Genomic DNA, 25724 nt, shown 5'->3' with positions numbered 1-25724 from the left:
GCGCAGCCTTGACCTCCGTCGAGTCACGGGACCTCGCCGGGCGTGCCTCGACCCGTAGATTTCTCCTGCTGGTCACGGTGCTGCTGGCGAGCAGCACCGTGCTGCTGGGCGCGTCGGTGCTGACCCTCCTCTCCCTCACGTCGCTCCCGCACTGTGCGGCGGAGGCCGGAGTGGACGTGCACACGCCGGCATGGCGTGCTCTGCTCGCAGTCCAGTTCCACGCGGACCTGGCCGGGTGCCGGTCGGACGCGGCCCGGACCGCGGTGTACGCGTCGCTCTCCTACACCTGCCTCACGTGCGCGGCCGCACTGACCCTGTACTGGCAGCTGCCGCGCTGGAGGCTGCGCCGTGGCCGGCTCCCCCTCCTGCTCGCCGCCGACGCGGTGAAGACGGCGGCCGTCACCGGCCCGCCCGGGGCGCCGCACGGCCGGGAGTCCCTGCCGGGCCACCTCGCCGGGCTCTTGTGGCAAGCCGGCGTCCCTTCCACCAGTGCCCCCACGTTCCTGGTCGATCCGCGGGCGATGTCGGTCGGAGCGTTCACCTTCGGCCGGGCGGGCCGCTACACCGTATGCCTGCACGCGGGTCTGCTGGTGCGCAGGCAGACCGACCCGAGCCGGTTCGACGCCGTCGTGCTCCACGAGCTGGCCCATGTGCGCAACCGCGACGTCGACCTCGCGTACCTCACGGTGGCCCTGTGGCGGGTCTTCCTGGCGCTGGTGCTCGGCCCGTACCTCCTGCTGAACGGGTGGCTGTCGTTCCAGGAGCACGTGCTGGGGACGGCACGTGTGTACTGGGACGGCGGCGCGCCGGGACCCGCGTCCTTCGCCCTGTCCGCCGGGCTCGTGGTGCAGACGTACCTCGCGCGCGCGGACATTCTGCGGCACCGTGAACTGGTCGCCGACCACGACGCGGTGACGTGCGGGGCCGACCCGTCGGTGTGGGGCGCGCAGCGGTCGAGCCGTGCGTCCGGCGCCACGAGGACACGGCTGACCCGGATCTGGCGCTCGCACCCGACCTGGGACGAGCGTCACCACACGCTGACCCACCCGCCGGCGGCGGACAAGGGGGGCACCAAACTGCAGTTCCTTCTCTTCGTCACCGCGTACGTGACGCTTCTGGGCACGCTGGTCTCCTGGCTGGACAACGGGACGATCCCTCAGCGCCTCGTCAGATCGCTCGCCTATCTGGCGACCCCGCTCATCGTCGCCACCTTGATCGCCATACGTCCGCGCCGCAGGCCCCAGCCTCTGGACCTCTCGCCTGCCGCACCGGCTGGAGACGGCCCGAGCCGCAGGCCGGCCGGTGTCCATCGCGCGCCGAGGACGAGGCGTGCCCTGGCGGTGGGCTCCCTGATGACGGTCTTGTTCCTCGTCACCGATCCGCTCGCCGGTATCGGCGACGGACCGACGGGTGACAGCGGGCCCTACTCGCTCGGCGACCTGTGGCCGGTACGGCAGCCGCCGGAACCGCCCCGGTACGACGCCGGCACCCGGGTGCGAGTGGGGGCCTGGTACGACGGAGGCGGCGCCGATCTGCTGCGGCGCCTGGACGGCGCCCTCAGCGCCGCCGAGGACCGCTCGACCGGCTCGGGCCGGACACGTCGTTGTGCCGCGCTGGAGCGGACGATGAGCGAGACGCTGACATTCCCCGTCTTCCCCGCGCACGAGGGCGCTGAGAACTGGCGGCTGCTGCTGACGTGGACCACCAAGGGCTACGCGATCCAGTGCCGCTCAGGAAGTCACGATCCGGCCGCCGGCGCATGGGAGGCCTTCACGTGGTACAGGTCCGCCCAGGTCGCCCTCGGGCGCCTCGACGATCTCCGGCCGGCGACGACCTCCCGTCCGGCGTCCGGCCCGTAGCGGCCGAGACGGTGGTCTGTCCGGGGGGAATGCCTCCTCGGCCCCTGGCAGGTCCCTCGCCGTCCGGGTGCCGCTTCGTGCCCCGTCGCCGGTCGGCCCGGTCCGCGCAGCTGTGACGAGGAGTTCTTCAGGGCGGTCGCCGCGCTGCGCGTTTCCCGGGGCCGTTAATCTGACCTGCGTCAGTAGGACAGCAAGACAGCACGTATGACCGCAAGGCATCGTCAAGAGGGGCGGATCGGTGGCCGACATCGAAGAAGCGCGCAAGCAGTTCCAGCGGATCGACACGGACGGCGACGGCTACATCACCGCGGCCGAGTTCAAGACCGCCCTGGCCCAGGGGGGCGACTGGAACGTCACGGAGTCGGTGGCCGAGGTCATCATCAAGAGCCGTGACCTCAACGGCGACAAGGTCCTGTCGTTCGACGAGTTCTGGGCTCACCTCGACAAGTGAGCTGAGCCGGGCCGAACCGAGAGGGGGCGTCGCCTGTGCGGCGCCCCTTCGTCATGCCGTCGGCCCGACGCGCGCTCCGGCGGCATCGGTTTCGAAGGCCGCCGCAGGGAACCGGAACAGTTCTGCGGAGCGCGGTGTTGTCGCCGTCTGACGCATGCGTGTGCATGGACACAGATCGCTCATCGACCCTGATCGCATCGGAAGGCAAGGCCTGTCATGAAGATCGGCATCATCGGCGCGGGCAACATCGGCGGCAACCTCACCCGGCGTCTCACCGCTCTCGGTCACGACGTCGCGGTCGCGAACTCCCGCGGACCGCAGACGCTCACGGACCTCGCGAAGGAGACGGGCGCGACCCCCGTCACCGCCGAGGAGGCGGCACGCGACGCCGAGATCGTGGTGGTCACGGTCCCGCTCAAGGCGGTCCCGGACCTGCCGTCCGGCATCCTGGACGGCGCGGCCGACGGCATGGTCGTCATCGACACCAACAACTACTACCCCCAGCAGCGCGACGGCCGGATCGCGGCGATCGAGGACGAGGGCCTCACCGAGAGCCGCTGGGTCGAACGCGGGCTCGGCCATCCCGTGGTCAAGGCCTTCAACGGCACCTACGCACAGGACATCCTGGACCGCCCGCTGCCGGCCGGCGACCCCGGCCGCATCGCGCTGCCGGTCGCCGGCGACGACGCGGCGGCGAAGGCCAAGGTGCGCGCCCTGATCGACCAGCTCGGCTTCGACACCGTCGACGCGGGAGGCGTCGACGACTCCTGGCGTCAGCAGCCCGGTACCCCCGTCTACGGCCTGCGGGCCGGTGTCGAGGCGGTCACCGAGGCCCTGGCGGCGGCGAGTCCGCGGCGTCCGGAGGAGTTCCGCGGACTCGTCTCTCCTCACCAGCCGCGGTGAAAGCAGGCCGGGCGGGGCGGCTCGGCCGCCGAAGGGGTCAGTGCCCGGTGTCCCCGGTGTCCAAGGCGGCCTCGTCCGGGGCGGCGTGCCGCGCGGTCCTGCGCCGCTGGATCAGCTCGAACAGTTCACGGCACTCCTCGGCCCCCTCGGCGGCGTACGGGCCCAGGCCCCGCGCCGCCGAGGCGAGACCGGCGCGGAAGTCGTCGGCCCGGTCCGCGTCGACGAGCGCGTCCAGCCGCAGCAGGGAGGACGACAACTCCTTGCGGCGGTCGCCGCCCAGCGCGTTGGCCCGCTGGATGTCCCAGTAGATCTCGGGCGGGGCCGCCAGGATGCGACAGGCCAGCGCCACCAGGGTGCGGGCCGGGGGCGGAGCGATCCGCATCAGGGTGGGCACGTCCACCGGCGCGGCCAGGAGCGCGTCCACGAACGACAGCACCGCCGCGTGCGGCAGCGCCTGGAGCACGGACATCGCCGCGTCGTGGCCGGCCGGGTCCATGACGGAGACCGTCATGGACCCGGCCTCCAGACGCGCGGACATCCGCCGCACGTGAGGGTCCGTGCCGACCGCGCCGACGACGCCCGCCGCCCCGGCTCCGGCCCGCTGCTCGGGCGCGGCCCCGGGGGCGATCAGCACGACGGACTGCCCCGCGGAGGGCAGGGTGGGCGAGAACATCGGGTTGACTCCGCGCAGCGGGGCGCGGAGCCCCTGCTCCGACGCGGCCTCGAACAAAGGCAGTTGGACCGAGCAGGTGGACACCAGCACCGTCTCCGGGCGCGTGGCCCCGGCCAGCCACGGCAGGCACGCCGCGGCGACGTCCTCGGGCAGCGCGAGTACCACCTCGTCGGCCGTGGCGACGGCCGAGCGCAGACCGGCGGACGGCGTGCGCACGTCGCCGGGGTGGTCGGCGCCGGCGCAGAGGTCGGCCGTGGTCACCGTGTCCCCGGCGTCCGTGAGGTGGGCGCGGTACCAGCGGCCGACCGTGCCGCCCGCGCCCAGCAGCACGATCCGCCGGCGCGCCCGCGTTCCGTCCGCGGCCGGGGCGCTCACGCCTCGTCCTCCCGCCGCCTGGCGCGCAGCCCGGAGCAGGGCCGCGCGATGCCGGGGGCGAGGGGGTCGACGTCGTCGACGTGGGCCCTCACCGGTCTTCGGCTCCGTCCAGTTCCGCCATCAGCACGTCCTCCTGGGCGCAGGTCTCGGCCACGATCCTCTCGTAGAGGTCGCCGAGATACTGCTCGGGCAGGCCGTGAGCGGCCGCGTGGGCGCGGGCCCGGCCGACGACGAGCCCGACGCGCGAGGGCTGCATCATGGGGATCCCGTGCTCGGCCTTGAGCCTGGCGATGTCGAGGCAGAGTTCCATCCGCTCGACGACGAGCCCGAGCAGCCGGCGGTCCAGGTCGTCGAGCCGGTCGCGCAGGGGGCCCAGCACCGTCGCCGCCTCCGCCTCACCGGGTACCGCTCCAGACGTGATCATCTCAGTCCTCTTCATTCTCGTCCCAGAAGAACGGGGCCTTGGCCCGGGTGGTGATGCGCGGCGCGGTCCCGACGTCGACCGTGAGCCCGGCGAAGCGCGCTGATCCGATGACCTTGCGGAGGGTCTGGTGCCGGCCGAGGGCCGTGCGCGCCGCCTCGCCCGTCAGTCCGCCGAGGGCGGCGCCGCGCAGGGTCAGCCGCAGCATGCCCCGGCGTGAGCCGAAGGCGACCTGGTAGCGGGCGTCCGGCGGCAGGGCGAGCGCCGTGTCGAACATGGAGCGGGTGACCAGGGTGCCGTCCAGGTTGGCCGACACGTCGTCGCGGGCCCCGATCCGCAGCACCCGGGCCGTCGAGCCGCAGGGGCAGTCGGCGGTCCGCAGGCTCGCCCGGTCGCCGACGAGATAGCGCACCAGCGCGGTGCCGGTGTCGGCCGGCACGGTGACCGCGAGCGCGCCCGCGACGCCGTCCGGCAACCGCCGGCCGTCGTCGTCGACGACCTCGGCGATCACCAGGTCCTCGTGCACATGGTGGTCGGTGCCGGTGAGATGGGCGCACTGGAACCCGATGGGCCCGGTCTCGGTGGTGCTGTACGCGAAGGAGCGGACGGCGCAGCCGGCCTCGGTGAGCAGGTCCGCGGCCGGTCCCGCCATACGTTCCCCGAGGTAGTACAGCGTACGCAGCCGCCGCATGGCCTCGGGGATCTCGGCCAGCAGACGCTCGACATAGCCCGGCAGGCCGACCATCGCGGTGACGCCGAGGTCGGCGATCAGTTCCGCGAGGTGGGGCGCCGGCATGGAGGTCCCGGCCGGAAGCACGGCCGCGCCACGACGGGAGAGCACCGCGTCGGCGAAGCCGAAGCCGCCGAACAGGTCGCCCGGAGCGAGCGAGTTGAGCACGAACGGGTTGTCGCCCAGTCCGTCGACGCACAGGCCGCGCGCGCCGAGTGCCTCGACCCGCTCGTTGAAGGGGCGGTCGTGCAACAGGGTCCGCACCCTGCCCGACGAGCCGCTCGAACGCAGCACCAGGCGGATGTCGCCCTCGGTGATGCGGTTCGCCGCGCCCGGCGCCACGCTCCACTCGGCGAGCCGGTCGCGGGTGGTGAGCGGGACCTGCTCCAGCCCTTCGGGGGTCAGCCGGTCCGCGTAGGGGCGCAGCGCCGTACAGGTCGGCGACCGGCGCACGGCGTCCCGCATGAGCGCCAGGTTGTCCGCCTGGACGGCCAGCAGTTCCGGGCGCGGCAGCGTGAGATCCGCGAGGAGCCTCACTGTTCCTCCATCCGTAGGGTGATGGCCCGGCAGGCCCGCTCGGCCGCCGCGGCGGCCGCCCCGGTGTCGGGGCCGACGGCGACGATCTCGCCGAGCCGTTCCCAACTCGCCGTCGCCGGGCGCACGGTGTCGCCCGGTCCGGTCCAGATCCGCACGCTGTGCACGCCCGGCAGCGCGGCCGCCTCGGCCGCGCCGTCGACGGCGGCGACGCGACCGGCGCGGTCCGCCAGCAGATACCGCTTGACGGCGGCCGCGCCGAGCGGCGGCGACGCGGCCGGCAGCGGCAGACCGCAGGCGTGGGCGAGCATGTCCGCCTCCATGTCCCGCCCGGTGACCAGCGTGAGGAGCGCCGGGATCTCGTCGCCGCCGGTACGGGCGTGCGACTCGACGAGGTGGACGCCCGCCTCGCCGACGATGACCTCGGTGTGCGCGGGCCCCTCGCTCAGCCCGACGTGGTCGAGGAAGGCGACGACACGGTCGACGACCGCCCGGCGCCGCCCGGCGTCGAGGTCGGCGGGGACGAGGTGACCGGTCTCGACGAACGAGCCGCCGACGAGTTTGCGCACCACCGCCCGCACGTCGTGGCTGCCGCCGCGGCTGAACGTCTCGACGCTGAACTCCTCGCCTGCGGCGAAGGGTTCGACGAGGTAGCCGGTCACGGGCAGCACCTCGTGGTACCGGTGGCCGTTGCGCAGCGTGTCCTGCACCCGCTGCCAGGCGTCGTCGAGGTCCTGGGGGCCGTCGACCTTGAGCACGCCCAGGCTGGCGGAGCCGTCGACGGGCTTGAGGATCAGCGGCCAGCCGGCCTCCCCGGCGACCCGGAGGGCGTCCTCGGGGCCGGTCAGCCGGGCCCAGGGGGAGCGCAGCGCCGGGCTCTTGTCGAGCACCTCGTGGGTCCTGGCCTTGTCGCGCAGCAGGGCGGCGACCCCGGTGCCGGGCGCGGTCAGCCCCAGGTCCAGGGCGACCGCCTCGGCGGCAGCGCACGCGGGTTCGTGGTTGCTGCACACCCCGGCGAAGCCGAACTCCTCGTGCAGCGCACGGGCGACGGCCACGACGCCGGGCACGTCGAGCAGGTCGGTGCGCACCGAGCGCAGGCACAGCGGGTCCAGCGAGGCGTCGGCCATGGTGGGCGCCTGGAGGTGCACCACGTCGAGACCGAGGCCCAGGGCCTTGTCGACGACTCTGCGACTGCCGCTGAGCAGCAGGAGCACGGGGCGGCGCGGGGCCGCGGAAGGTGTCACAGGGCGTTCTCCCTCACGAGCGGAGAGCGGCGGGCCAGGGCGACGCAGTACTTCATGGCGAAGGACGCGACGAGGAAGAGGGCGCCGAGGGCCAGCCAGCCCCAGGAGCCGTGGGACAGCAGGAGCCAGGTCAGGGCGAGCGGCCCGACCGCCTCGGCGATGGTCGAGCCGATGCCGAAGAAGCCCTGGTACTCGCCGTACCTGCCGTCCGCGACGAGCCGGAAGCTGATCTCGTTCATGCTGGAGATCTGCCGTATCTCGCCGAAGGTGAGGACCGTGACCGCCAGCAGGAGCACCCCGGCGGCCGCCCAGGGCGAGGAGGGCAGCCCGGACAGCGAGTACAGCGCCATGCCCGCGAACAGCAGCAGCCCGCCGACGCGCAGACTGCGCACCCCCGCGTCGACGCTGGTCACCGTCTTCGACGTCCGGTACTGCAGGGCCACCACCAGGCCGGTGTTGACCACGAAGACGGCGGCGATGGTCCACTCGGGCGCGTGGGTCTGCCGGACGATCCACAGGGGAAGTGCCACGTCGATCAACGGCACATGGAGCATCAGGACCAGATTGACGAGGCTGACGGCGGCGTAGCCGCGGTCGCGGAACACCCGCAGCGGCGAGCCCCCGGCCCGCTCGGCCGGGCTGCCGTCCTCCGGGGAGGCCGCCGGGGAGCCCGCCGCGGTGCGCAGCGTCGGCGGCACCTTGAGCAGCAGTGCGGCGGCGACGAAGAACGTCAGCCCGTCCAGGACGAACGCCAGCCGGTAGGCGGTGTCGGTGTCCACGGCGATGACCAGGGCGCCCAGCGCCGCCCCCACGGCCAGACCGGCGTTGGCGGTCGCGATCAGCACCGCGCGCACCCGGGTGACCTGTCCGGGAGGGAACGAGCGGGCGATCAGGGCGGAGCGGGCGGACATGGTGCCCTGGGTGGAGACCGCCAGCAGACAGGCCCCCACGAAGAACAGCGGCACGCTGGAGGTCGCCAGGTAGAGGCAGATGGACAGGCCGGCCACCGAGAGCAGGGTGACGGCCACGGTGCGGGCCTCGAACCGGTCGGCGAGATGACCGACGGGCACGCTGAGCACCATGGCCAGCAGCCAGGAGGCGGTGAGCGCGGCTCCGTAGGTGACCGGTCCCAGTCCCACCACCCGGGTGAAGTACAGCGCCGCGCAGACGTAGAACAGGCCGTCGCCGAAGTAGGTGACGAAGTGCGACACGGCGAGGGGGCGCACCGAAGGCCCCAGCGCCGGGCCGGGCGGCCCGGGGACCTCCGCCGCGGCCGGCGAGGTGGATTGCTCAGTCACGGGCGTCGGGCTCCTGACCGCTTCCGTAGTGCCCGCTCTCCTCGAGCGTGTCCGCGAGAAGGGTCAGATCCTCCTCACTGTGCAGTGCGGACAGCGCGAACCGCAGCAGGGACCGGCCCTGCGCCACCGTCGGGTAGAACGCGGGGAGCATGATCACTCCGCGTTCCTTGAACCGCCGTACGGTGCGCAGCCCCTCCTCCTCGGAGCCGAACACCGCGCCGCGCACGGGCGTGCGCAGCCCGGCGTTGGACAGCTTGCCGCCGGTCAGGCCGTCGAGCCGGGCCGCGTTCGCCCACAGCGCCCGCTGCAGCTCGGTGATCTCGGGGGAGAGATGGATGCGGGCCGCCGCGACGTTGGCGGCCATCATCGGCACCATCACCGAGTGGCCGAAGACCAGCGGGTTGGCGAGCTTCCTGACGACGGCGACGTCCTCGCCGGACGCCACCAGCAGGAAGCCGCCCGAACCGCCGAAGCCCTTGGACAGGGACCCGGCCAGGACGACGTTGTAGGGGAGTTTGCCCCCCAGCGCGTCGAAGGCGTAACCGCAGCCGGCGGCGCCGTCGATGGAGATGCCGTGGGCGTCGTCGACGTAGAGGTACCCGCCGGCGGACGCGGTCCGCCGGGCAAGGTCCTGGACGGGCACCAGGCCGTCCATCGAACCGACCCCGTCCACCAGCAGCACCGGGGTGCGCCCCGCCCCGGCCGCCCGGCGCAGCGACTCCTCCACCGAGGCGGGGTCGTCGGAGCGGAACCGGTCGACCGGGCCGAACTGCTCGAAGATGCCGCGCAGCACCTGCATCGAGGCGTGCGCCGTACGGTCGACGAACAGATGCGGTCCGCCCTGCACGGGGTAGCTGGGCAGCGACCCCGACGCCAGAAGCGGCAGCACGCCGAGGTGGACGTTGCTGGTGGAGGTGAACACGCAGGGGGTGGCGCCGGGGTAGACGCGCCCCAGCAGTTCCTCCAGTTCGGGCAGGTAGGACGGCCGCATCCGGTTGCGCGAGGACGACAGGTGGACGCCGAAGCGGCCGACGGCCTCGACCACGGCCTGCGACAGCGCGGGGTGCGACTCCAGTCCGAGGTAGGAGCAGGAGACGAACTCCGTGGCCGTGGTGCCGTCCTGGAGGGTGACCCGCTTGCGGTCGCGGGAGACCACGGTGTGTCCGGTCAGCCCTTCGGCGAAACACCGGTCCAGGGCCGAGGAGGTGCGGTCCCTGCGGGTGGTCAGCCAGTTCTGCGATGTCGGGGACGCGCTCACGGGGTTCCCTCCTGGTGGGCACGGCGGGCGACCGTGATCCTCGGTTCTCCGGCGGTGTCGACGAAGGTGGTGACGTCGTCGAAGGCGTCGCCGCGCAGGAGCGCGCGCACCTGCTCGGGCTGCGCCCGGTCGTGTTCGAGCGCGAGGCGCCCGCCGGGGCGCAGCGCCGCGGCGGCGAGGACGGCGATCCGGCGGATCAGGTCGAGCCCGTCGGCGCCGCTGTAGACGGCGGCCCGTGGCTGGTGCTCGGACCACTCGGGCAGCAGTCGCACCTCGGGCGAGACGTACGGCGGGTTCGCGACGACCAGGTCGGTCCCGCCGTCGTAGGCGTCGAGGCAGCCCGGGTCCGTGAGGTCGGCCGCGTGCACGGCGACCTCGCCCAGGACGGCCTCGTGGCGTGCCACGTTGCGCCGCAGGTACTGCAGACAGGTGTCGTCCCGCTCCACGCACGTCACCTTCGCGTCGGGGCGGCGCCGCGACAGGGCGATGCCGAGCGCTCCGACGCCCGAGCACAGGTCGAGCGCGACGCCGCCGCGCGGCAGCGTCCGCTCGTCGGCCGCCCACGCCACCAGCGCGGTGCTCTCGTGCCGGGGCACGAACACCCCGCTGCCGACGACGAGTTCGAGCCCGTCGAAGTCGACCGACCCGGTGATGTGCCCGAGCGGGATGCGCCGGCAGCGCTCGGCGACGGCGGCCTCGAAACGGGCCACGTCCGCCGCGGCCCCGCCGGCGAGGAAGCGCTCCCGCAGCGCGGCGAGGTCTCCTTCGACGTCCCACACGCCCGCCTCGGCCAGGCGGGCGCGGGCCGCGTCGTGGACGGACCGGATGCGCTCCGCCGTCGTCATCGCGACCACGCCGCGTAGTAGCGGGTGAGGGACGCGCGGATGCCGTCGGTCATCGCGGCGACCAGTTCGGCCGGGGGCGTGAACGACGGGTGCAGCTCCTCCACCAGGGAGCCGTAGAACCGGCGCAGATGACGCTCGATGCGCGGCGGCCACTCCGGTGTGACGTTCCACTTGTACTCGTAGCCGGTGGCCATCATGTGCTCGACCGCCGTGGTCACGACCTGCTCGCGGGTCCCGCCGGCCAGCGGGGCGCGGACCGGGGAGAACGACGACAGGAAGTCGTACTCGCTCGTGCCGCCCTCGACGAGCGTGGCGATGTGCCGGGCCAGCAGCGGGGACTGGTGCAGTCCGTCGCGGTAGGTGCCGGTGGCCAGCCACAGCCCCTCCGCGCCCGCGTCGCCCACCAGCGGGAAGCCGTCGGCGGGCACGGGCCGGTTGCCGACCTGGACGGACAGCAGCGACGACTCGGAGAGGTCGGTGTGCAGCTGGTCCACGGCGCAGCCGAGCAGGAACTGCAGGTCGCCGACGGCGGCGAAGCGACGGGGCTGCTCGGAGATGATGTTGGTGGCGCCGAGGTAGAGCACTCCGTCGGCGCGGGGCACGGCGTGCAGACCGCAGGCGAAGGCCCGGTTGGGGGTGCGCACCACGGACGAGGGCAGCGCGCGGTCCTCGGTCTCGACCAGCACCGAGACGCCGTACCCGCTCACCATGGGCGGCATCTGCGCGCGCGCTTCGGCCACCTCGTCCAGCAGCGTGAGGGACCTGGCGCCGGCGGCCACGACGACATGGTCGGCGGGCAGGACGTCGCCGTTGGTCAGCTCGACGCCGGTCGCGCGGCCGTTCGTCACCCGGACCCGCAGCGCCTCGGCGTCGACCACCCGGCCGCCGGACTTCACCAGCGCCTGGTCCAGCTTGACCAGCAACCGGTGCGAGTCCACGGCGTGTTCACCCGGGATGTACATGCCGCGCAGCGAGCGCGAGAGGTCGTTCGGGGACAGCCAGTCCAGGTCCTCGGGGTCGGCGGTCTCGTACGGCTCCTGGTACTCCCGCAGCGTCGCCTCGATGGCGCGGAAGTTGCCGGAGTCGACGGCGGCCGACCCCATCGTGTTGAGGAGGACGAACGTGCCGTCGGCGCTGAAGAGCGTGCGGGAGTCCCCCGAGTCCTGGCTGAGGCGCTCGTCCCACTCGGCCCAGTAGCGGCGGGCCCGGTGGTCCATGTCGAGCTTGGCCCGGCCGTGGTCACTGGCCAGCAGCGACGTGGTGACCTCGCCGAAGCAGCCGAGCATCGCGCCGGCGGCGAGCGAGGCGGCGTAGGGCCGGTTCTCCCGGCCCACGCGCGTGACCTGGAATCCGCGGCTGCTCAACTCATAGGCGATGGAGGCGCCGACCGCTCCGTTGCCGACGACGACGGCAGTCTGCTGTGGCCCTGCGTACATGGTTCTCCTCGTGTCTACGGGCACGGGGGCGCCGCTCGGCGCGTGCTCCGGCCGTGAGAAAGGTGGGGTGTCGTCGTGCCCGGACGGGCCTGGACCGGTCGCTCAGACCGGGCTGTCCAGGGTCACGTGGTGCCACCGCGCGCACGCCTGCCACAGGGGCGTGGTACGCGGTATGAAGGGCAGGCCACTTCGCGGCTCCGCGGTGGCGTGGGTACTGCCACGCCGCCGGTGCGTCCGCTTTCGGCCGCCTCTGAGGGCGACTTCCGGAACGAGGTGAGGAATGGGGTGGTGGTCCAGTCCGGTGGGCACCCGACATGAGCCCAGGACTGTGCGCATCGCCGCATCGCTTCATTCCCCCGTTGCAGATGCCACTGGCCAGGTAGCGCCGTGGAGTCTAAGTTGCGCATGATGGGGTGTCAATCCTATGAATAGGGAAGCGGGACCCATGAATTTCGCGATTTCCCAGCCGGTGACGACGGATCGGCTGGTCCTGCGTCTGTTCACGGCGGACGACCTCGACGACATGCACGCATATCAGAGCCTGCCCGAAGTGGCCAGGTTTCTTTACCGGCCGCCGCGTGACCGCGCGCGCTGTGCCGAGGTCATCGAGCGCGTCGGGCAGGGCACCCACTGGAAGGAGGACGGGGACAACCTCACGCTGGCGGTGTGCCGCCGCGACACCCCCGGGGTGATCGGCGAGGTGCAGGTCACGCTGTCGAGCGCTTACGCCCGGCAGGCCGAGATCGGGTGGGTCTTCCACCCCGGCCACGGAGGCCGGGGCTATGCCACGGAAGCGTCACTCGCCCTGCGTGACCTGGCCTTTCAACAGCTGGGAGTGCACCGGCTGTTCGCCCGCATCGACGCCGACAACACGGCCTCGGAGCGGATCTGCGAGCGGTTGTCGATGCGTCGTGAGGCGCATCTGATCGAGAACGACCGCGACGACCGCGGCTGGGGGAGCGAGTACGTGTACGCGGTCCTCGCCCGCGAGGTCGTCCCCGCCGGGGCCGAGTAGGACGGCGCCGAGCGCCTCCCGCCCCGGGCCCGGACAGGGGGTGCTGTTTTCGGACATGTTCCTGGCTGAATTCTTCGGGTGCGGCATCGGCCGCCATCTGACGTGAATACCGCTTGACTTGTTCGGAATGCCGCGGGGCGAAGTCGTGTCGGACCTCGTCAAGGCCGTGCGTCCCTGTCGAACGCGGCGGGACGCACGGCCTCTTTCGTCGCCGGCGGGCCTTGTCCCGTTGCGGTCGCGTTCATTCGGGCGTCCGGATCCCGGTCCGGATTGCGTTGCGCAACTGCGTCTTCCGCGGCCTACCGTGAGAGGTGCAGGTGCAGCAGAGAAACGGGGGAACGTTGATCAGCTACAGTGCGACCGCCGATGACGTCGCGAAAGTTCGATTTTCAATGTCTCCGCTCGGGGAAACCGTTTACAGCTTTCGCATGCTGGCGTCTCCCGAGCGCAGAAAACAACACCAGCCGTGGGTGGACGACGTCCTGCACCGGCTGAAGGGCCTCGACCTCAGGCCCCTGCGGGCCGTGATCCCGCCGACCGGATACGTGCCGGACTTCCTCACGCCGCCGCCCACGGGCACGCCCTCCAGCTTCGAGAACGAGCTGGAAGCGGTGCGCGCCACCCGCCTCTCCCACTTCGTGGACGAGCTGGCCTGGATGATCGGGGACACCGGGACGCCGCTCGCCTGGCGCCGGGAGACGGCGCCGCTGCACCGGCAGATGCTGGACGAGCCCGAGAAGGCCGTCCAGCAGATCACGCAACGGCTGCGTGCCTACTGGCGGGTGGCCCTCGAACCGTCCTGGCACAAGCTGCACGCCGGGCTCGTGTCCGACGTCCGCTCCCGGATGCGGGTGATGGAGAACTCGGGGGCGGCCTCCGTCTTCTCCACCCTCAACGAGCGCATCGGGTGGCAGGACGACCGTCTCGTCGTGCGCAGCAGCTACGTCTTCGAGGAGACGCTGGGCGGCCAGGGCATCGTCCTGGTACCGAGCGTCTTCTGCGGCCCCGAGGTGCTGACCATGCTGCCGCCGCTCCAGGCGATGATCGTGTATCCGCGGCCCGCGGTCGCCGACATCTGGCGGCACCACGGCGAGGACCGCCCCAGCCCGCTCCGGGCGCTCCTCGGCGGAGTCCGCGCCGCCGTCCTCGAAGCGCTGACCACGCCCGCCTCGACGGGCGAGCTGGCCGCCATGGTCGACGTCACCCCGGGCGCCATCAGCCAGCACGTCTCGGTGCTCAGAGGCTGCGACCTGGTCACCAGCCAGCGGTCGGGTCAGCGGGTCGTGCACACCCTCACGGAGACCGGCGAGGCGCTCGTCCGCGGCGCCGAGCACTCCCTGGGCCGCGTCGTCTGACCTGCGAAGACCGCGTCGCCCGAGCGTAGTCCGCCGCTCGGGCCGGCCGTCCTTCCGGCCGTCCCCGGGGCCTGCGGACCGGCCCTCCCGCGGAGCTTTTAGCCCCAGCTAAAAGCTTTGGGGACCCTCCGTGCCGTGTGTTTGGCTCGAAGTGCCACCTTGGCAGGACGCTGGGCAACGGCGCCGAGCGGTCCTGTCGTCATGAGTCCCCACACGGACGCACGGCCGTACTGGGCCGTGCCCGCCCGACATCGGGAGGACCCCACACCCGACGGAACCAGGCCGTTGCACCACGACGTTCAGAAAGGCACAGGCATGACGACGACCTCGAGCCATGAAGCCGGGCTGGCGGGTCTGCGCGCCGAACTCGACCGCATCGACGCGACGTCGCTCCCCACCCCGAAGACCCGGACCGGCATCCGCGTACCGGGTGCGGAGCACGGACGGCAGCACGCCGTCGCCGGCGCGTCCACGCGGCGGACGCACGACCTGATCACCGAGGGGCCCGGCCCTGTGGAGGAGTCCGTGACCGACACGCCGGACACCGACGGCCGGCTGCCGGTCAGGGACGTCGCCTCATGAACCGCCCCGTCCGCACGCTCCTCGTCGACAACTACGACTCGTTCACCTACAACCTCTACCAACTCCTCGGCGAGGTGAACGGCCAGCCGCCCGTCGTCGTCCGCAACGACGTCGACTGGTCCGCCCTGCACCTCGGCGACTACGACAACATCGTCGTCTCACCGGGACCCGGCCGCCCCGACCGGGACCGCGACTTCGGCGTCGGGAGCCGCGCGATCCGCGACTCCGGACTGCCCGTCCTCGGCGTCTGCCTCGGACACCAGGGCATCGCCGCCCTGTTCGGCGGCACGGTCGAGCACGCCCCCGAGCCGATGCACGGCCGGCTCTCCCCGATCCTGCACAACGGCGAGGACCTCTTCGCCGGGCTGCCGTCGCCGTTCTCCGCGGTCCGCTACCACTCCCTCGCGGTCTCCGCGCTCTCCGACGAACTGGAGGGCGTCGCCTGGACCGAGGACGGCGTCCTCATGGGACTGCGCCACCGCACGCGTCCCGTCTGGGGCGTCCAGTTCCACCCCGAGTCGATATCGAGCGAGTTCGGCCGTGAACTGCTCGCCAACTTCCGGGACCTGTCCCTCAGGCGTGAGACGGCCGAGACGACCGAGTCGCCGTACCGGCTGTACACCCGCCGACTGGACCAGGCCCCCGACACGGAGGCGGTGTACGCCGAGCTGTTCGCCGGCCGGCCGCACAGCTTCTGGCTCGACAGCGGCTCCCACGCCGACGGCGACTCCCGCTTCTCCTTCCTCGGCGACGGCAGCGGCCCGCTGGCCGAGTACCTCACCTACCGGGTCGCGGCCCGCACCGTCCGCGTCGAGCGGGCCGGCCGCCCCGACGAACACGTGGCCAGCGGCTTCTTCGACTACCTGGACGCCGAGTTGCAGCGGCGCGCGCTGCCGGCGGACCCACGGCTGCCGTTCTCCTTCAACCTCGGCTACGTCGGCTACCTCGGGTACGAACTCAAGGCCGAGACCGGGGCGAGAGCCGCGCACACCGCGCCCACGCCGGACGCGGCCCTGCTCTTCGCCGACCGAGCCGTCGTCGTCGACCACGGTGCGCGCTGCACGTACCTGCTCTGTCTCGGCACCGGCCCGGACGACCCGGACGCCGTCAAGTGGCTCGACGCGACGGCCGGCCGCCTCGCGGTGCTGCCCGACCAGAGGGACCGCGAGCGCGCACCGCTCGCCGAGGCGCTCCCGCTCGCCGCCGCCGCACTCGCGCAGCGGCACGACGAGCAGGAGTACCTGACGCGCGTCGGACAGTGCCTCGAGAAGATCCGCGACGGGGAGTCGTACGAGATCTGTCTGACGAACATGGTCTCCACGCCCACCGTCATCGACCCGCTGGCCACCTACCGGCTGATGCGGGACATCAGCCCCGTCCCCTACGGCGCGCTCCTGGACTTCCCCGGAGTGTCCGTGCTCAGCGCGTCCCCGGAACGGTTCCTGAGCATCGGGACGGACCGGGTCGCGGAGTCGAAGCCGATCAAGGGCACCCGGCCGCGCGGCGCCACCCCGGAACAGGACCGGGCGCTGCGGGAGGGCCTGCTGGCCAGCGAGAAGGACCGCGCCGAGAACCTGATGATCGTGGACCTGCTCCGCAACGACCTCAACACCGTGTGCGAGGTCGGATCGGTGCACGTCCCCAAGCTGTTCGACGTCGAGACGTACGCGCCGGTGCACCAACTCGTGAGCACCGTGCGGGGCACGCTGCGCGACGGCGTCTCGGCGGTGGACTGCGTACGGGCGTCGTTCCCGGGCGGGTCGATGACCGGCGCGCCCAAGCTGCGCACCATGGAGATCATCGACCGGCTGGAAGGCGGGGCGCGCGGTGTGTACTCCGGCGCCCTCGGGTGGTTCTCGCTGAGCGGCGCCGCCGATCTCAGCATCGTGATCCGCACGATCGTCGCCACCGACGAAGGCACGTCGTTCGGCGTCGGCGGAGCGGTGATCGCGCTGTCCGAGCCGGCCGAGGAATACGAGGAGACCCTGGTCAAGTCGCGGACGATGACCGCGGCCATCGCGGCCACCGCGGCCGGCGGGCTGCTGGTCCCGGGCGAGGCGGTGGACGCGTGAGCGCGGCCCTGGACGTGGCGGCCCCGGTGACGCAGGCGCCTCAGCCGGTTCCCGCGAGCGCCGGGGAACAAGAGGTCCGCGCGCGGCTCGCCGAACTCGACGGCCAGATCATCACCATGGTGCTGCGCCGGGCGGAACTCGCCCGGTACGACCAGTCGTCGCGGCGGCTGTCGGGTCTGCCGGCCTCCGAGCTCGCCTGGGAGAACGCCGTTCTGGGACGGTACGCCGACGCGCTCGGCCGCCAGGGGGCCGACATCGGGCGGGCGCTGCTCACGCTCTCGCGGCTCCCGCCGCCGTACCCGTCGGCAGGACGGGGGCCGTCGCGGGCGGAGTGACCGCGGAACCGCGGAAGGGGTGCGCACGGGGGTGGGAAATCCGGAAGCACCCTCGGAGGATTCTGCCGCAGGACATCGGGGTGAATCTTCCTCGGGTGCTTTCGGACGGGCTCGTCCAGCGGGGCTCGGTGAAGCTCAGAGACCCATGATTTCCGGATGGTCGGCCAGCTTGGCGAAATGCTCGGCCGGGTTGGAAATCAGTTTGCGCTGCGTCAGGTCGATGAGTCCGGCGACGCTCGACAATTCACAGGCGAGGACGCCGTCCGTGCGCCGGATTTCCTGTTCGACGCGGAAGGTCTTTCCTTCGCCCCAGATCCATTGGCAGGTCACGTCGACCTCGTCCCCGCCGCGCAGTTCGTGGCGGAATCGCATCGTGTTCTCCAGGACGGCGGGGCCGATCTGTGTGGCGATCAGCTTGTCCTGCGAGATGCCGGCCGCGCGCAGGCTCTCCCAGCGCAGATGCTCGCAGTACTGCAGATAGACGGCCTGATTCAGGTGTCCCTGTGTGTCGAGTTCGTAGCCCCGAACGGTGATCCGCAACTGGAACGGTTTCGTCATGCGCAGTCGACCTCCTCTGTGGATGGATAAATTCCTACCGCATGCAGATGGGGCGGGCAAGGCCGCGTCGACTCCCGTAATTCATGTGACGTGGGTCACGTGCCGAATTCTGCTTGACTCGCCGAGATTTCGGAGTGATAGCGTCATGGCCATGCTGGAAAATGAAGGGAAATGTTGATGGTGGGTATAGTGCCCGCCTTTCTGGAAATGGATCGCACCTTTCCCGAGAAGTGCGCCATCGAATGCGACGGACGTGGGACGACGTATGCGGAGCTGGCCCACCGGGTCCGTGCGACGGCCCGCGAACTGGGCCCCGAGCCCGGACCGGTGGGGGTCCTGACGGACCGCTCCGAGGACACCGTCGTCGCCCTCCTGGGCATCCTGGCCGCGGGCGGCGTCTACGTCCCGGTCGACCCGGCCTTCCCCGCCGCCCGGCAGCGGGCGCTCCTGGAGGCAGCCGGCTGCACCCGGGTGCTCGGACCGACCGGCCTCCGCTCAGCGCCGGACGCCCTGCCGGACGTCATGCAGGCCGCCGCGCCGGACCCCGCGCGGGACGAGCCGCACCGCGCATCGCCGGACCAGGCGGTGGGGGACCCGGCGGTGGGGGACCCGGAGGCGCCCGCGTACACGCTCTTCACCTCCGGGTCCACCGGGCGGCCCAAGCCCGTCCTCACCCCGCGGCGCGCCATCGCCGCCTCGGTCGCCTCGCTCCGCGACCTCTTCGGCCTCACCCCCGCGGACCGCGTCCTGCAGTTCGCCTCGCTCAACTGGGACACCTGTCTCGAGGAGATCCTCCCCGCGCTCACGACCGGCGCGACCCTCGTCTTCCACGAGGAGGCCTACACCGGCTCGATCCCCAGACTGCTCAGGGCCGTCGCCGCGACCCGGGTCACGCTGCTCGACCTGCCGACCGCCTTCTGGCACGAGCTCGTCCGCCACCTCGCCGAGAGCGACGAGCAACTGCCCGACCGCGTGCGGACGGTGGTCATCGGCGGAGAGGCCGTCAGCCCCGCCCGGCTCGCCGAGTGGCGGGCCCGCGACACCGGCCGGGTCCGGCTGATCAACACCTACGGGTGCACCGAGACCACGCTGATCACGCACGCGGTGGACCTGCACGGCCCCGAGGCCCCCGGCCCGGGCGCCTGGTGGGGCGAGCACGAGGGCGTCCCCGTCGGCACACCGCTGCCGCACGTCACCGACGCCGTCGGCCCGGACGGCGAACTCCTGGTCTCCGGGCCGGCCCTGGCGCTGGGCTACCGGGACCTGCCGGAGGTCACCGCCGAACGCTTCGTGACCCGGCAGGGCCCCGAAGGACCCGTGCGCTGGTTCCGCACCGGCGACCGCGTCTCCCGCCGTCCGGACGGTCATCTGGTCCACGAGGGCCGCCTCGACGCCGAGATCAAGGTACGGGGCATCCGGGTCGACCCCGGCGAGATCGAGGCCCACCTCACCGCCCACCCGGAGGTCGGCGTCGCAGTCGTCGTCGGCACCCGGGTCGAGGACCGCACGACCGTGACCGCGTACGTGGTGCCCCGGCGCGCCGACGCCGACGACGCCGCTCTCGCCCGGCAGGTCCTGCGCGACCTGCGCGCGAGCGTGCCCGGCCATCTCGTTCCGCACCGGGTGACCGTCGTCCCCGGACTCGTCCACACCGCCGGCGGAAAGATCGACCGGCTCGGCACCCACCGACGTCACTCACCCGCCGCCGCGCCGTCCGCCCCCGCGGAACACCGGGGCGGCCTCACAGAACAGGACAACCGATGAGCCCCGACGACATGGTCGACATATTCCGCAGGGTTCTGGAGACCGACGGCGTCACGGCGGACACCGACTTCTTCGAATCCGGCGGTGACTCGCTCATGGGCACGCGCGTCCTGAGCGCCGTCGCCCGCGCGCGGGGGGTGGAGCTGAGCTTCGACGACCTGCTCGTCGCTCCCACCCCCGCGTTGCTCGCCGACCGTGTCGCGAGCGTGTCCCGATGAGCGTCCCGACGAGCGCCGCGACGGCCGCCGCGACGAGCGTCGTCGTCGTGGGGGCGGGGCTCGCGGGCCTCACCGCCGCCGCCGACCTCGCCGGCCGCGGAGTCGACGTCCAGGTCCTGGAGGCCCGCGACCGGGTCGGCGGCAGGACGCACGGCATCGAGGTCGCCCCCGGCGACTGGGCCGACGCCGGCGCCGCCTACCTCGGCGAGCGGCACACCGGACTGCTCGCGCTGATGGAACGCTCCGGCCTCAAGACCGTGCCCACCGTCATGGAGGGGGACAGCCGCTTCGACGTCTCCGGCGCCGCCCGGGCGGACAGCATCCCCGGGCGCTTCCCCCCGCTGAGCGGCGTGGCGCTGGGCGAGCTGTTCGACCTGCTGGACGAGGTCACGCGGTCCGTGCGCGTCGAGGCCCCCTGGCTCACCCCGGACGCCGAGCGCCTCGACGCCATGACGGCCGCCGAGTGGGCGGACGACCGCCTGCGGCACCCGGACAGCCGGCTGTTCTTCCCGCTGTTCCTCGGCGAGATGATGGCCGCCGCTCCCGCCGACGTGTCCGTCCTGCACATGGCCTTCTACCTGCGCTCCGGAGGCGGCCTGCGCTACCTCAACGCCTTCGCCGGGGGCGCCCAGGAGTGGCGGATCGACGGCGGCGCGCACCGGCTGAGCGAGGCCCTCTCCGCCGGACTCGGCGACCGGGTGCGCCTGTCCGAGCCGGTCACCGCGGTGGAACAGGACGACACCGGCGTGACGGTGCGCTCGGCGGGCGGCGCCACCCGCGCCGACGCGGTGATCGTCGCAACTCCGCCGGTCCTCGCCGACCGGATCGACTTCTCGCCCGCGCTGCCCGCCCCGCGCTCGGGGGAGCGGACCGGGCCCGGCTGCGCGGTCAAGGTCCACCTGATCCACCCCTCCCCGCTCTGGCGCCGGCAGGGCCTGTCCGGCTGGTCGGTGAGTGCCGAGGGCCCGCTGCTGTCCACGGTGGACGACTCGCCCGCCGACGGCGGCGCGGGGATCCTGACCGGCTTCGTCACCGGCGACGAGGCCCGCCGCTTCGCCGCGCTGCCCCTGGCCGAACAGCGGGCCGCCGCGGTCGCCCAGGCCGGCCGGCTCTTCCCCGACCTGCCCGAGCCGGTCGGCTTCCATGTGACCGACTGGGTCAACGACCCCTACAGCCGCGGCTGTTACGCCGCCCTGTTCGGTCCCGGCGACTGGCTCGCGCTCGGCCCCCACCTGACGCGTCCGCACGGCCGCGTCCACTGGGCCGGCACCGAGACCAGCACCGAGTTCTTCGGACTCATGGAAGGCGCCGTCCGGTCGGGCCACCGGGCCGCCGCGGAACTGGCCGCCCGCCGGTAGCAGGCATCCGCCGACGGAAGCCGTCCGCCTGTGGGAGTCGTCCGCCCACGGGAGCCGTCCGGCGCAGCAGGGCCGGACGACCACCTGGCCCGAGTCGTCACGAGACCACCCCGACGTCCTCTGGAGAGCACCGTGACCACCAGCCCGATCGCCCCGCTCGCCGTCCGGCGGCAGTTCATGACCGACCCCGCGCTGGGAGCCGGCAACTTCCTGCAGAAAGCGCTGGAGGCGAACCCGAACAACACCGTCCCGTACGCCTTCACCCACAGCACCGACCACCGCGGTCAGGTCGTGCTGCGCGGCCACAGCCTGTGCGACCTGGCCGCGCTGCGCGACCGGTACGCCCACTGGTACCGGGCCAACGGGGTCCGGCGGGGCGAGCCGGTCGCCGTCCTCGTCCGCGAGGGACTCGAACCGCTGCTGCACTTCCTGGCGCTCACCGCCCTCGGCGCGGTGCCGGCCCTCGTCAACGACGCCATGCCGGAGACCACCGCCCTGCGTTACCTCGACCACGTCGGCGCGGTGGGCCTGGTCGCCGACGACCCGACCCGCCTGGTCGCCGCGTACCGTGCCGACGCCAACCGCCGCCGGCCCCGCTTCGTCGTCCCGGCCGCCGAGATCAAGGCGTACGAACCGAGCGGCCCGCTGCCCGACGGATACCCGTACCAGCACGCGGACGACGAGATCGTGGCGCTGATCCACTCCTCCGGCACCACCGGCACCCCGAAGTCGACGATGCTCGGGCACCGTCAGTTCTGGGCCGGCAAGGAACCCCGCATGGAGCGGTTCCCCGCCTCGCCCGACGACCGGCTGATGTCCCTGATGCCGCACACGCACGCCGGCGGGCTCAGCTACTTCCTCACCGCCACCCTGCTCGGGCTGCCCACCGTCGTCATGGGCGACTGGCGGCGCGCCGTCGTGGAACCGGTCATGGAGGCCTTCCGGCCGACGATGGTCGCCTCCTTCCCGCGCACCTTCGTCGAGCTCGCCACGGGAGAGCCGCCGACGCGGGCGGCCGCCAAGGTGCACAGCTGGTTCAACACCGGCGACAGCGCCCACTACGGCCACATCCGCCGCCTGGTGCGGCTCGGGGAACGGCCCGCCGGGCTCATCAAGCCGTGGCTGCTGCCGCGCGACCACGCAGCCGACGAGGCCGTCCCCGGCTCGCAGTTCATCGACGGACTGGGCTCCTCCGAGATGGGCATGGCCCTGTTCGGACAGGTGACCACCCCCGAGACGGCGCGCGACGACCGCTGCGTCGGCAAGCCCACCGAGGTCGTCACGGCCGCGGCCGTCCTCGACGCCGACGGCCGCGAGGTCCCCGTCGGCACGGTCGGCCTGCTGGCCGTGAAGACCCCCTCGCGCACTCCGGGTTACTGGAACGACCCCGAGCTGACCCGCAGCTTCGAGGTCGACGGCTACTGGCTGACGGGCGACGTGGCCCGCAGGGACGAGGAGGGGAACTTCTACCACCTCGACCGGACGGTGGACGTCATCGACACCGAGGACGGCCCGGTCTACAGCCTGCCCGCGGAGGAGGTGCTGCTCGCCGACTGCGGGGACGTCGTGCAGGACTGCGCCGTCGTCGGCGTGCCGGCCGAGAACGGCAGGGGACAGGTCCCGATAGCCGTCGTACGGATGCAGCCGGGCGTCGCCGAGCCCTCCGCGACGGAGCTGTGCGCGCGGGCCGGCAAGGAACTGGCCACCGCCGGCCTCGCACCGCTGGCGGCCGTGATCGTCGCCCGCGACCCGGCCGACTTCCCGACCGGCGTCACCGGCAAGGTCCTCAAGCGGGAGCTGCGCACCCGCTGGGCCACCCTCTTCACCGGCGCCGCGCCCGCCCTGTCGATCAGCTAGGAATCCGATGGGAATCATGACGTCACAGGGACCGCACACCCTGCCCGTACCGCAGCCCTACGAGTACGAGCGCGTGATCCCGGTGGAACCCGACTGGCGCCGTCTGCCGGGCTGGAGCGAGGTGAGCGACGCCCGGTGGCGCGACGCCCAGTGGCAGCGCGCGCACTGCGTGAAGACCGCCAGGCAGCTGAGGGCGGTGATGGGCCCGCTCCTCGAAGACCGCTTCTACGACGACCTGGAGGCCGACCACAAGCGCTTCGCCACCATGTCGATGCTGCTCACCCCGCAGATGCTCAACACCATGGCGCCCGGCGCGCCCACGCGGCCGGCGGCCTTCACGGAGGCCTTCCTGGCCGACCCGGTCCGCAGATACATGCTGCCGGTCGCCTCCGACCGCGAACCGGAGTGGCCGAGCCACCCCTACGCCCAGCGGGACTCGCTCCACGAGGCGGAGATGTGGGTCGTCGAGGGGCTCACCCACCGCTACCCGACGAAGGTCCTGGCGGAGCTGGTGTCCACCTGCCCCCAGTACTGCGGTCACTGCACCCGGATGGACCTGGTGGGTGGCTCGACCCCCCAGGTGGAGAAGCAGAAGCTGACCCTCAAGCCGGCCGACCGCCAGGACCAGATGATCGACTACCTCAAACGCAACCCCGGGGTACGCGACGTCGTGGTCTCCGGCGGCGACGTCGCCAACGTGCCGTGGCCGCGCCTGGAGTCGTTCCTGATGCGGCTGCTCGACCTGGAGAGCGTCCGGGACGTCCGGCTGGCCACCAAGGCCCTCGCCGGGCTGCCCCAGCACTGGCTCCAGCCGGCGGTCCTCGAAGGACTGGAACGCGTGGCGCGGACCGCGGCCCGGCGCTCCGTGAACCTGGCGGTGCACACCCACGTCAACCACGTCCAGTCCGTCACCCCGCTGGTGGCCGAGGCCGCCCGGGCCGCGCTGGACGCGGGCGTCCGCGACATCCGCAACCAGGGCGTCGTGATGCGCGGGGTCAACGACTCCCCGAAGGCACTGCTGGACCTGTGCATGGTCCTTCAGGGCGAGGCGAACATCCTGCCCTACTACTTCTACATGTGCGACATGATCCCGAACGCCGAGCACTGGCGCATCGCGGTGTGGGAGGCGCAGGAACTCCAGCACGCCGTGATGGGCTATCTGCCCGGCTACGCGACGCCGCGGATCGTGTGCGACGTCCCGTACGTCGGCAAGCGCTGGGTCCACCAACTCGTCGACTACGACCGGGAACGGGGCGTCTCGCAGTGGACGAAGAACTACCGCACCGGAATAGAGCTGGACGACCCGGACGCGCTCACCCGTCGGCACCCGTTCTACGACCCCGTCACCACGCTGCCCGAGGCGGGACGGCGCTGGTGGCGGGAGAACGCACAGGAGAAGGGCTGATCATGACCGACCGGCACATCGCCGTGGACCCGTCCGAAGGCGGCGTCCGGGAACTCGACCGCAGGGCCGTGCTGCGCAGCGCGGAGATCGTCGCGGGGATCCGTGACGACCGGTGGGACGGTCCCACCCCCTGCGGGGGCTGGTCCCTGCGCCGCCTCCTCGCCCATATGACGGCCCAGCACCTCGGTTTCGCCGCGGCCGCCGACGGCGGACCGGTCGACGAGTCGGTCTGGCGGGAGACGCCGCTCGCGGATCCCCGCCGGGCGTACGCCGACTCCGTCGCCCGCGTCCTCGACGCGTTCGCCGCCGACGGCGTGCTCGACCGGGAGTTCGTCCTGCCGTGGATCCATCCCACGATGCGGTTCGCCGCCCCGCGCGCGATCGGCTTCCACCTCGTGGACTACGTGGTGCACGGCTGGGACGTCGCGGCCTCCCTCGGCGTCCCGGCGGCCTACGACGACGACCTCGTCGCGGCCGCCGCCGAGGTGGCCGTCAGGGAGGTGCCCGTCGGGCCGTCGCGGGAGCGCCCCGGCGCGGCGTTCGGCCCGCCGGTCGAGCCGGCCGGCGCGGCGAGCGCCGAGGACCGGCTGCTCGCCTCGCTGGGCCGGGACCCGCGATGGTCACCGAAGTGACGGGTCCGCCCGCCCCGCCTCGGGAGCCGGCCGGCTCCCGAGCGTGTGGCTCTGTCCCCGGAACTCGGCCACCGGCACTCCGTCCGCGCGGCGCACGGTGACGTCGTACAGGCCGCCGCGCCCGAAGCGGGTCCGCTCCACCGCCTCCGCGACCAGTTCGTCGTCCACCTCGGCCGGGCGGAGGAAGGTGATCTGCGCGCCCTGGGCCAGGGTCGTCGGACCGTACGTGTTGCAGGCGAAGGCGAACGCCGCGTCGGCCAGCAGGAAGAGGAAGCCGCCGTGCCCGATGCCATGGCCGTTCACCATGGCCTCCGTGACCCGCATGCCGACGGTCGCCCGCCCCGGCCCCGCGTCCAGCAGGGCGATGCCGAGCAGCTCGCAGGTGCGGTCCTTCGCGTACAGCTCCTCGGCGCGCCGCCGGGCCGCGAACTCCAGGTCGCTCTCCTCGCCGGTCCCCGTCATCGAATGACCCTCAATTCCCTTGATTTTTAAATGAACTTGGCGCGCTGATCCTTCCATCCGCGAGCGACCGCGGTCAACAAGAAA

At 72.6% G+C, this 25724-nt stretch carries 24 protein-coding genes; 14 read left to right on the top strand and 10 right to left on the bottom strand.

Translation table 11 applies throughout. The features are described 5' to 3' along the window. Window positions 1-8 precede the first annotated feature (8 nt). From IE239_RS30450 to IE239_RS30440, 3 genes are all read left to right on the top strand, one after another. Complete coding sequence (locus IE239_RS30450; RefSeq protein ID WP_190152652.1) at window positions 9-1859, top strand: M56 family metallopeptidase; 1851 nt, start codon at window positions 9-11, stop codon at window positions 1857-1859. 238 nt (window positions 1860-2097) lie between these two features. Beyond that, the gene (locus IE239_RS30445) at window positions 2098-2310 is read left to right on the top strand and encodes an EF-hand domain-containing protein (protein WP_069770515.1); all 213 of its coding nucleotides are present in this window, start codon (window positions 2098-2100) and stop codon (window positions 2308-2310) included. 216 nt (window positions 2311-2526) lie between these two features. Next, a complete protein-coding gene (locus IE239_RS30440; protein WP_190152651.1) occupies window positions 2527-3213 on the top strand; it encodes an NADPH-dependent F420 reductase in 687 nt (228 codons plus the stop codon). Window positions 3214-3250: 37 nt separating this feature from the next. Here IE239_RS30440 and IE239_RS30435 read toward each other — a convergent pair whose 3' ends face one another. From IE239_RS30435 to IE239_RS30400, 8 genes are all read right to left on the bottom strand, one after another. Beyond that, window positions 3251-4261: a prephenate dehydrogenase dimerization domain-containing protein gene (locus IE239_RS30435; RefSeq protein ID WP_190152650.1), complete on the bottom strand. Its 1011-nt coding sequence runs from the start codon at window positions 4259-4261 to the stop codon at window positions 3251-3253. 88 nt (window positions 4262-4349) lie between these two features. Beyond that, window positions 4350-4685 (bottom strand): chorismate mutase, encoded by a 336-nt coding sequence (locus IE239_RS30430; protein WP_190152649.1) that lies wholly within the window; start codon window positions 4683-4685, stop codon window positions 4350-4352. 1 nt (window position 4686) lies between these two features. Next, the gene (locus IE239_RS30425; RefSeq protein WP_190152648.1) at window positions 4687-5949 is read right to left on the bottom strand and encodes a phenylacetate--CoA ligase family protein; all 1263 of its coding nucleotides are present in this window, start codon (window positions 5947-5949) and stop codon (window positions 4687-4689) included. Beyond that, window positions 5946-7190 (bottom strand): ATP-grasp domain-containing protein, encoded by a 1245-nt coding sequence (locus tag IE239_RS30420; protein ID WP_190152647.1) that lies wholly within the window; start codon window positions 7188-7190, stop codon window positions 5946-5948. Before IE239_RS30420 ends, IE239_RS30425 begins: the two co-directional genes overlap by 4 nt. Next, the gene (locus tag IE239_RS30415; protein WP_190152646.1) at window positions 7187-8488 is read right to left on the bottom strand and encodes an MFS transporter; all 1302 of its coding nucleotides are present in this window, start codon (window positions 8486-8488) and stop codon (window positions 7187-7189) included. Before IE239_RS30415 ends, IE239_RS30420 begins: the two co-directional genes overlap by 4 nt. Beyond that, window positions 8481-9746, bottom strand: coding sequence for an aminotransferase class I/II-fold pyridoxal phosphate-dependent enzyme (locus IE239_RS30410; RefSeq protein ID WP_190152645.1), 1266 nt, complete (start codon window positions 9744-9746; stop codon window positions 8481-8483). The genes IE239_RS30415 and IE239_RS30410 overlap by 8 nt, the downstream gene beginning before the upstream one ends. After that, window positions 9743-10591, bottom strand: coding sequence for a N5-glutamine methyltransferase family protein (locus IE239_RS30405; RefSeq protein ID WP_229878401.1), 849 nt, complete (start codon window positions 10589-10591; stop codon window positions 9743-9745). Before IE239_RS30405 ends, IE239_RS30410 begins: the two co-directional genes overlap by 4 nt. Then, window positions 10588-12027: an NAD(P)/FAD-dependent oxidoreductase gene (locus IE239_RS30400; protein WP_190152643.1), complete on the bottom strand. Its 1440-nt coding sequence runs from the start codon at window positions 12025-12027 to the stop codon at window positions 10588-10590. The genes IE239_RS30405 and IE239_RS30400 overlap by 4 nt, the downstream gene beginning before the upstream one ends. A 445-nt stretch (window positions 12028-12472) precedes the next feature. Between IE239_RS30400 and IE239_RS30395 the strand changes: the two genes are divergently transcribed. The 5 genes from IE239_RS30395 (at window position 12473) to IE239_RS30375 (ending at window position 17386) form a co-directional block, all read left to right on the top strand. Next, window positions 12473-13042 carry a GNAT family N-acetyltransferase gene (locus tag IE239_RS30395; RefSeq protein ID WP_190152642.1) on the top strand — a complete coding sequence of 190 codons (570 nt, stop codon included), beginning with the start codon at window positions 12473-12475 and terminating at the stop codon, window positions 13040-13042. Window positions 13043-13470: 428 nt separating this feature from the next. Beyond that, on the top strand, window positions 13471-14397 hold the full coding sequence (locus IE239_RS30390) for an ArsR/SmtB family transcription factor (RefSeq protein WP_190152641.1): 927 nt from the start codon (window positions 13471-13473) through the stop codon (window positions 14395-14397). Window positions 14398-14712: 315 nt separating this feature from the next. Then, a complete protein-coding gene (locus IE239_RS30385; protein WP_190152640.1) occupies window positions 14713-14979 on the top strand; it encodes a hypothetical protein in 267 nt (88 codons plus the stop codon). Further along, window positions 14976-17051 (top strand): aminodeoxychorismate synthase component I, encoded by a 2076-nt coding sequence (gene pabB, locus IE239_RS30380; protein WP_190152639.1) that lies wholly within the window; start codon window positions 14976-14978, stop codon window positions 17049-17051. The genes IE239_RS30385 and pabB overlap by 4 nt, the downstream gene beginning before the upstream one ends. Continuing rightward, on the top strand, window positions 17048-17386 hold the full coding sequence (locus IE239_RS30375; RefSeq protein ID WP_190152638.1) for a chorismate mutase family protein: 339 nt from the start codon (window positions 17048-17050) through the stop codon (window positions 17384-17386). The genes pabB and IE239_RS30375 overlap by 4 nt, the downstream gene beginning before the upstream one ends. 135 nt (window positions 17387-17521) lie before the next feature. Here the strand turns inward: IE239_RS30375 and IE239_RS30370 are convergent, their stop codons facing one another. Then, a complete protein-coding gene (locus IE239_RS30370; RefSeq protein ID WP_190152637.1) occupies window positions 17522-17944 on the bottom strand; it encodes an acyl-CoA thioesterase in 423 nt (140 codons plus the stop codon). Window positions 17945-18121: 177 nt separating this feature from the next. On the opposite strand from IE239_RS30370, the gene IE239_RS30365 reads away from it, so the two are divergent. The 6 genes from IE239_RS30365 to IE239_RS30340 all read left to right on the top strand — a co-directional run bounded on the left by IE239_RS30365 (window position 18122) and on the right by IE239_RS30340 (window position 25178). Continuing rightward, window positions 18122-19708, top strand: a complete 1587-nt coding sequence (locus tag IE239_RS30365) for an amino acid adenylation domain-containing protein (protein ID WP_190152636.1) — start codon at window positions 18122-18124, stop codon at window positions 19706-19708. After that, the gene (locus IE239_RS30360; RefSeq protein WP_190152635.1) at window positions 19705-19926 is read left to right on the top strand and encodes an acyl carrier protein; all 222 of its coding nucleotides are present in this window, start codon (window positions 19705-19707) and stop codon (window positions 19924-19926) included. The genes IE239_RS30365 and IE239_RS30360 overlap by 4 nt, the downstream gene beginning before the upstream one ends. Further along, window positions 19923-21284, top strand: a complete 1362-nt coding sequence (locus IE239_RS30355; RefSeq protein WP_190152634.1) for a flavin monoamine oxidase family protein — start codon at window positions 19923-19925, stop codon at window positions 21282-21284. The genes IE239_RS30360 and IE239_RS30355 overlap by 4 nt, the downstream gene beginning before the upstream one ends. A 132-nt stretch (window positions 21285-21416) precedes the next feature. After that, the gene (locus tag IE239_RS30350) at window positions 21417-23141 is read left to right on the top strand and encodes a class I adenylate-forming enzyme family protein (RefSeq protein WP_190152633.1); all 1725 of its coding nucleotides are present in this window, start codon (window positions 21417-21419) and stop codon (window positions 23139-23141) included. A gap of 16 nt (window positions 23142-23157) precedes the next feature. Beyond that, a complete protein-coding gene (locus tag IE239_RS30345) occupies window positions 23158-24546 on the top strand; it encodes a KamA family radical SAM protein (RefSeq protein ID WP_190152632.1) in 1389 nt (462 codons plus the stop codon). Between the two features lie 2 nt (window positions 24547-24548). Continuing rightward, complete coding sequence (locus IE239_RS30340) at window positions 24549-25178, top strand: TIGR03086 family metal-binding protein (RefSeq protein WP_190152631.1); 630 nt, start codon at window positions 24549-24551, stop codon at window positions 25176-25178. On the opposite strand, the gene paaI is transcribed toward IE239_RS30340, so the two are convergent. After that, window positions 25167-25640: a hydroxyphenylacetyl-CoA thioesterase PaaI gene (paaI, locus tag IE239_RS30335; protein ID WP_229878400.1), complete on the bottom strand. Its 474-nt coding sequence runs from the start codon at window positions 25638-25640 to the stop codon at window positions 25167-25169. The genes IE239_RS30340 and paaI overlap by 12 nt on opposite strands. Window positions 25641-25724: the final 84 nt, after the last annotated feature.

Source organism: Streptomyces humidus (assembly GCF_014649655.1).
Classification (GTDB): domain Bacteria; phylum Actinomycetota; class Actinomycetes; order Streptomycetales; family Streptomycetaceae; genus Streptomyces; species Streptomyces humidus.
Note: the sequence above shows the minus strand (reverse complement) of the source record. Positions and strands in the feature narration are given on the sequence as shown.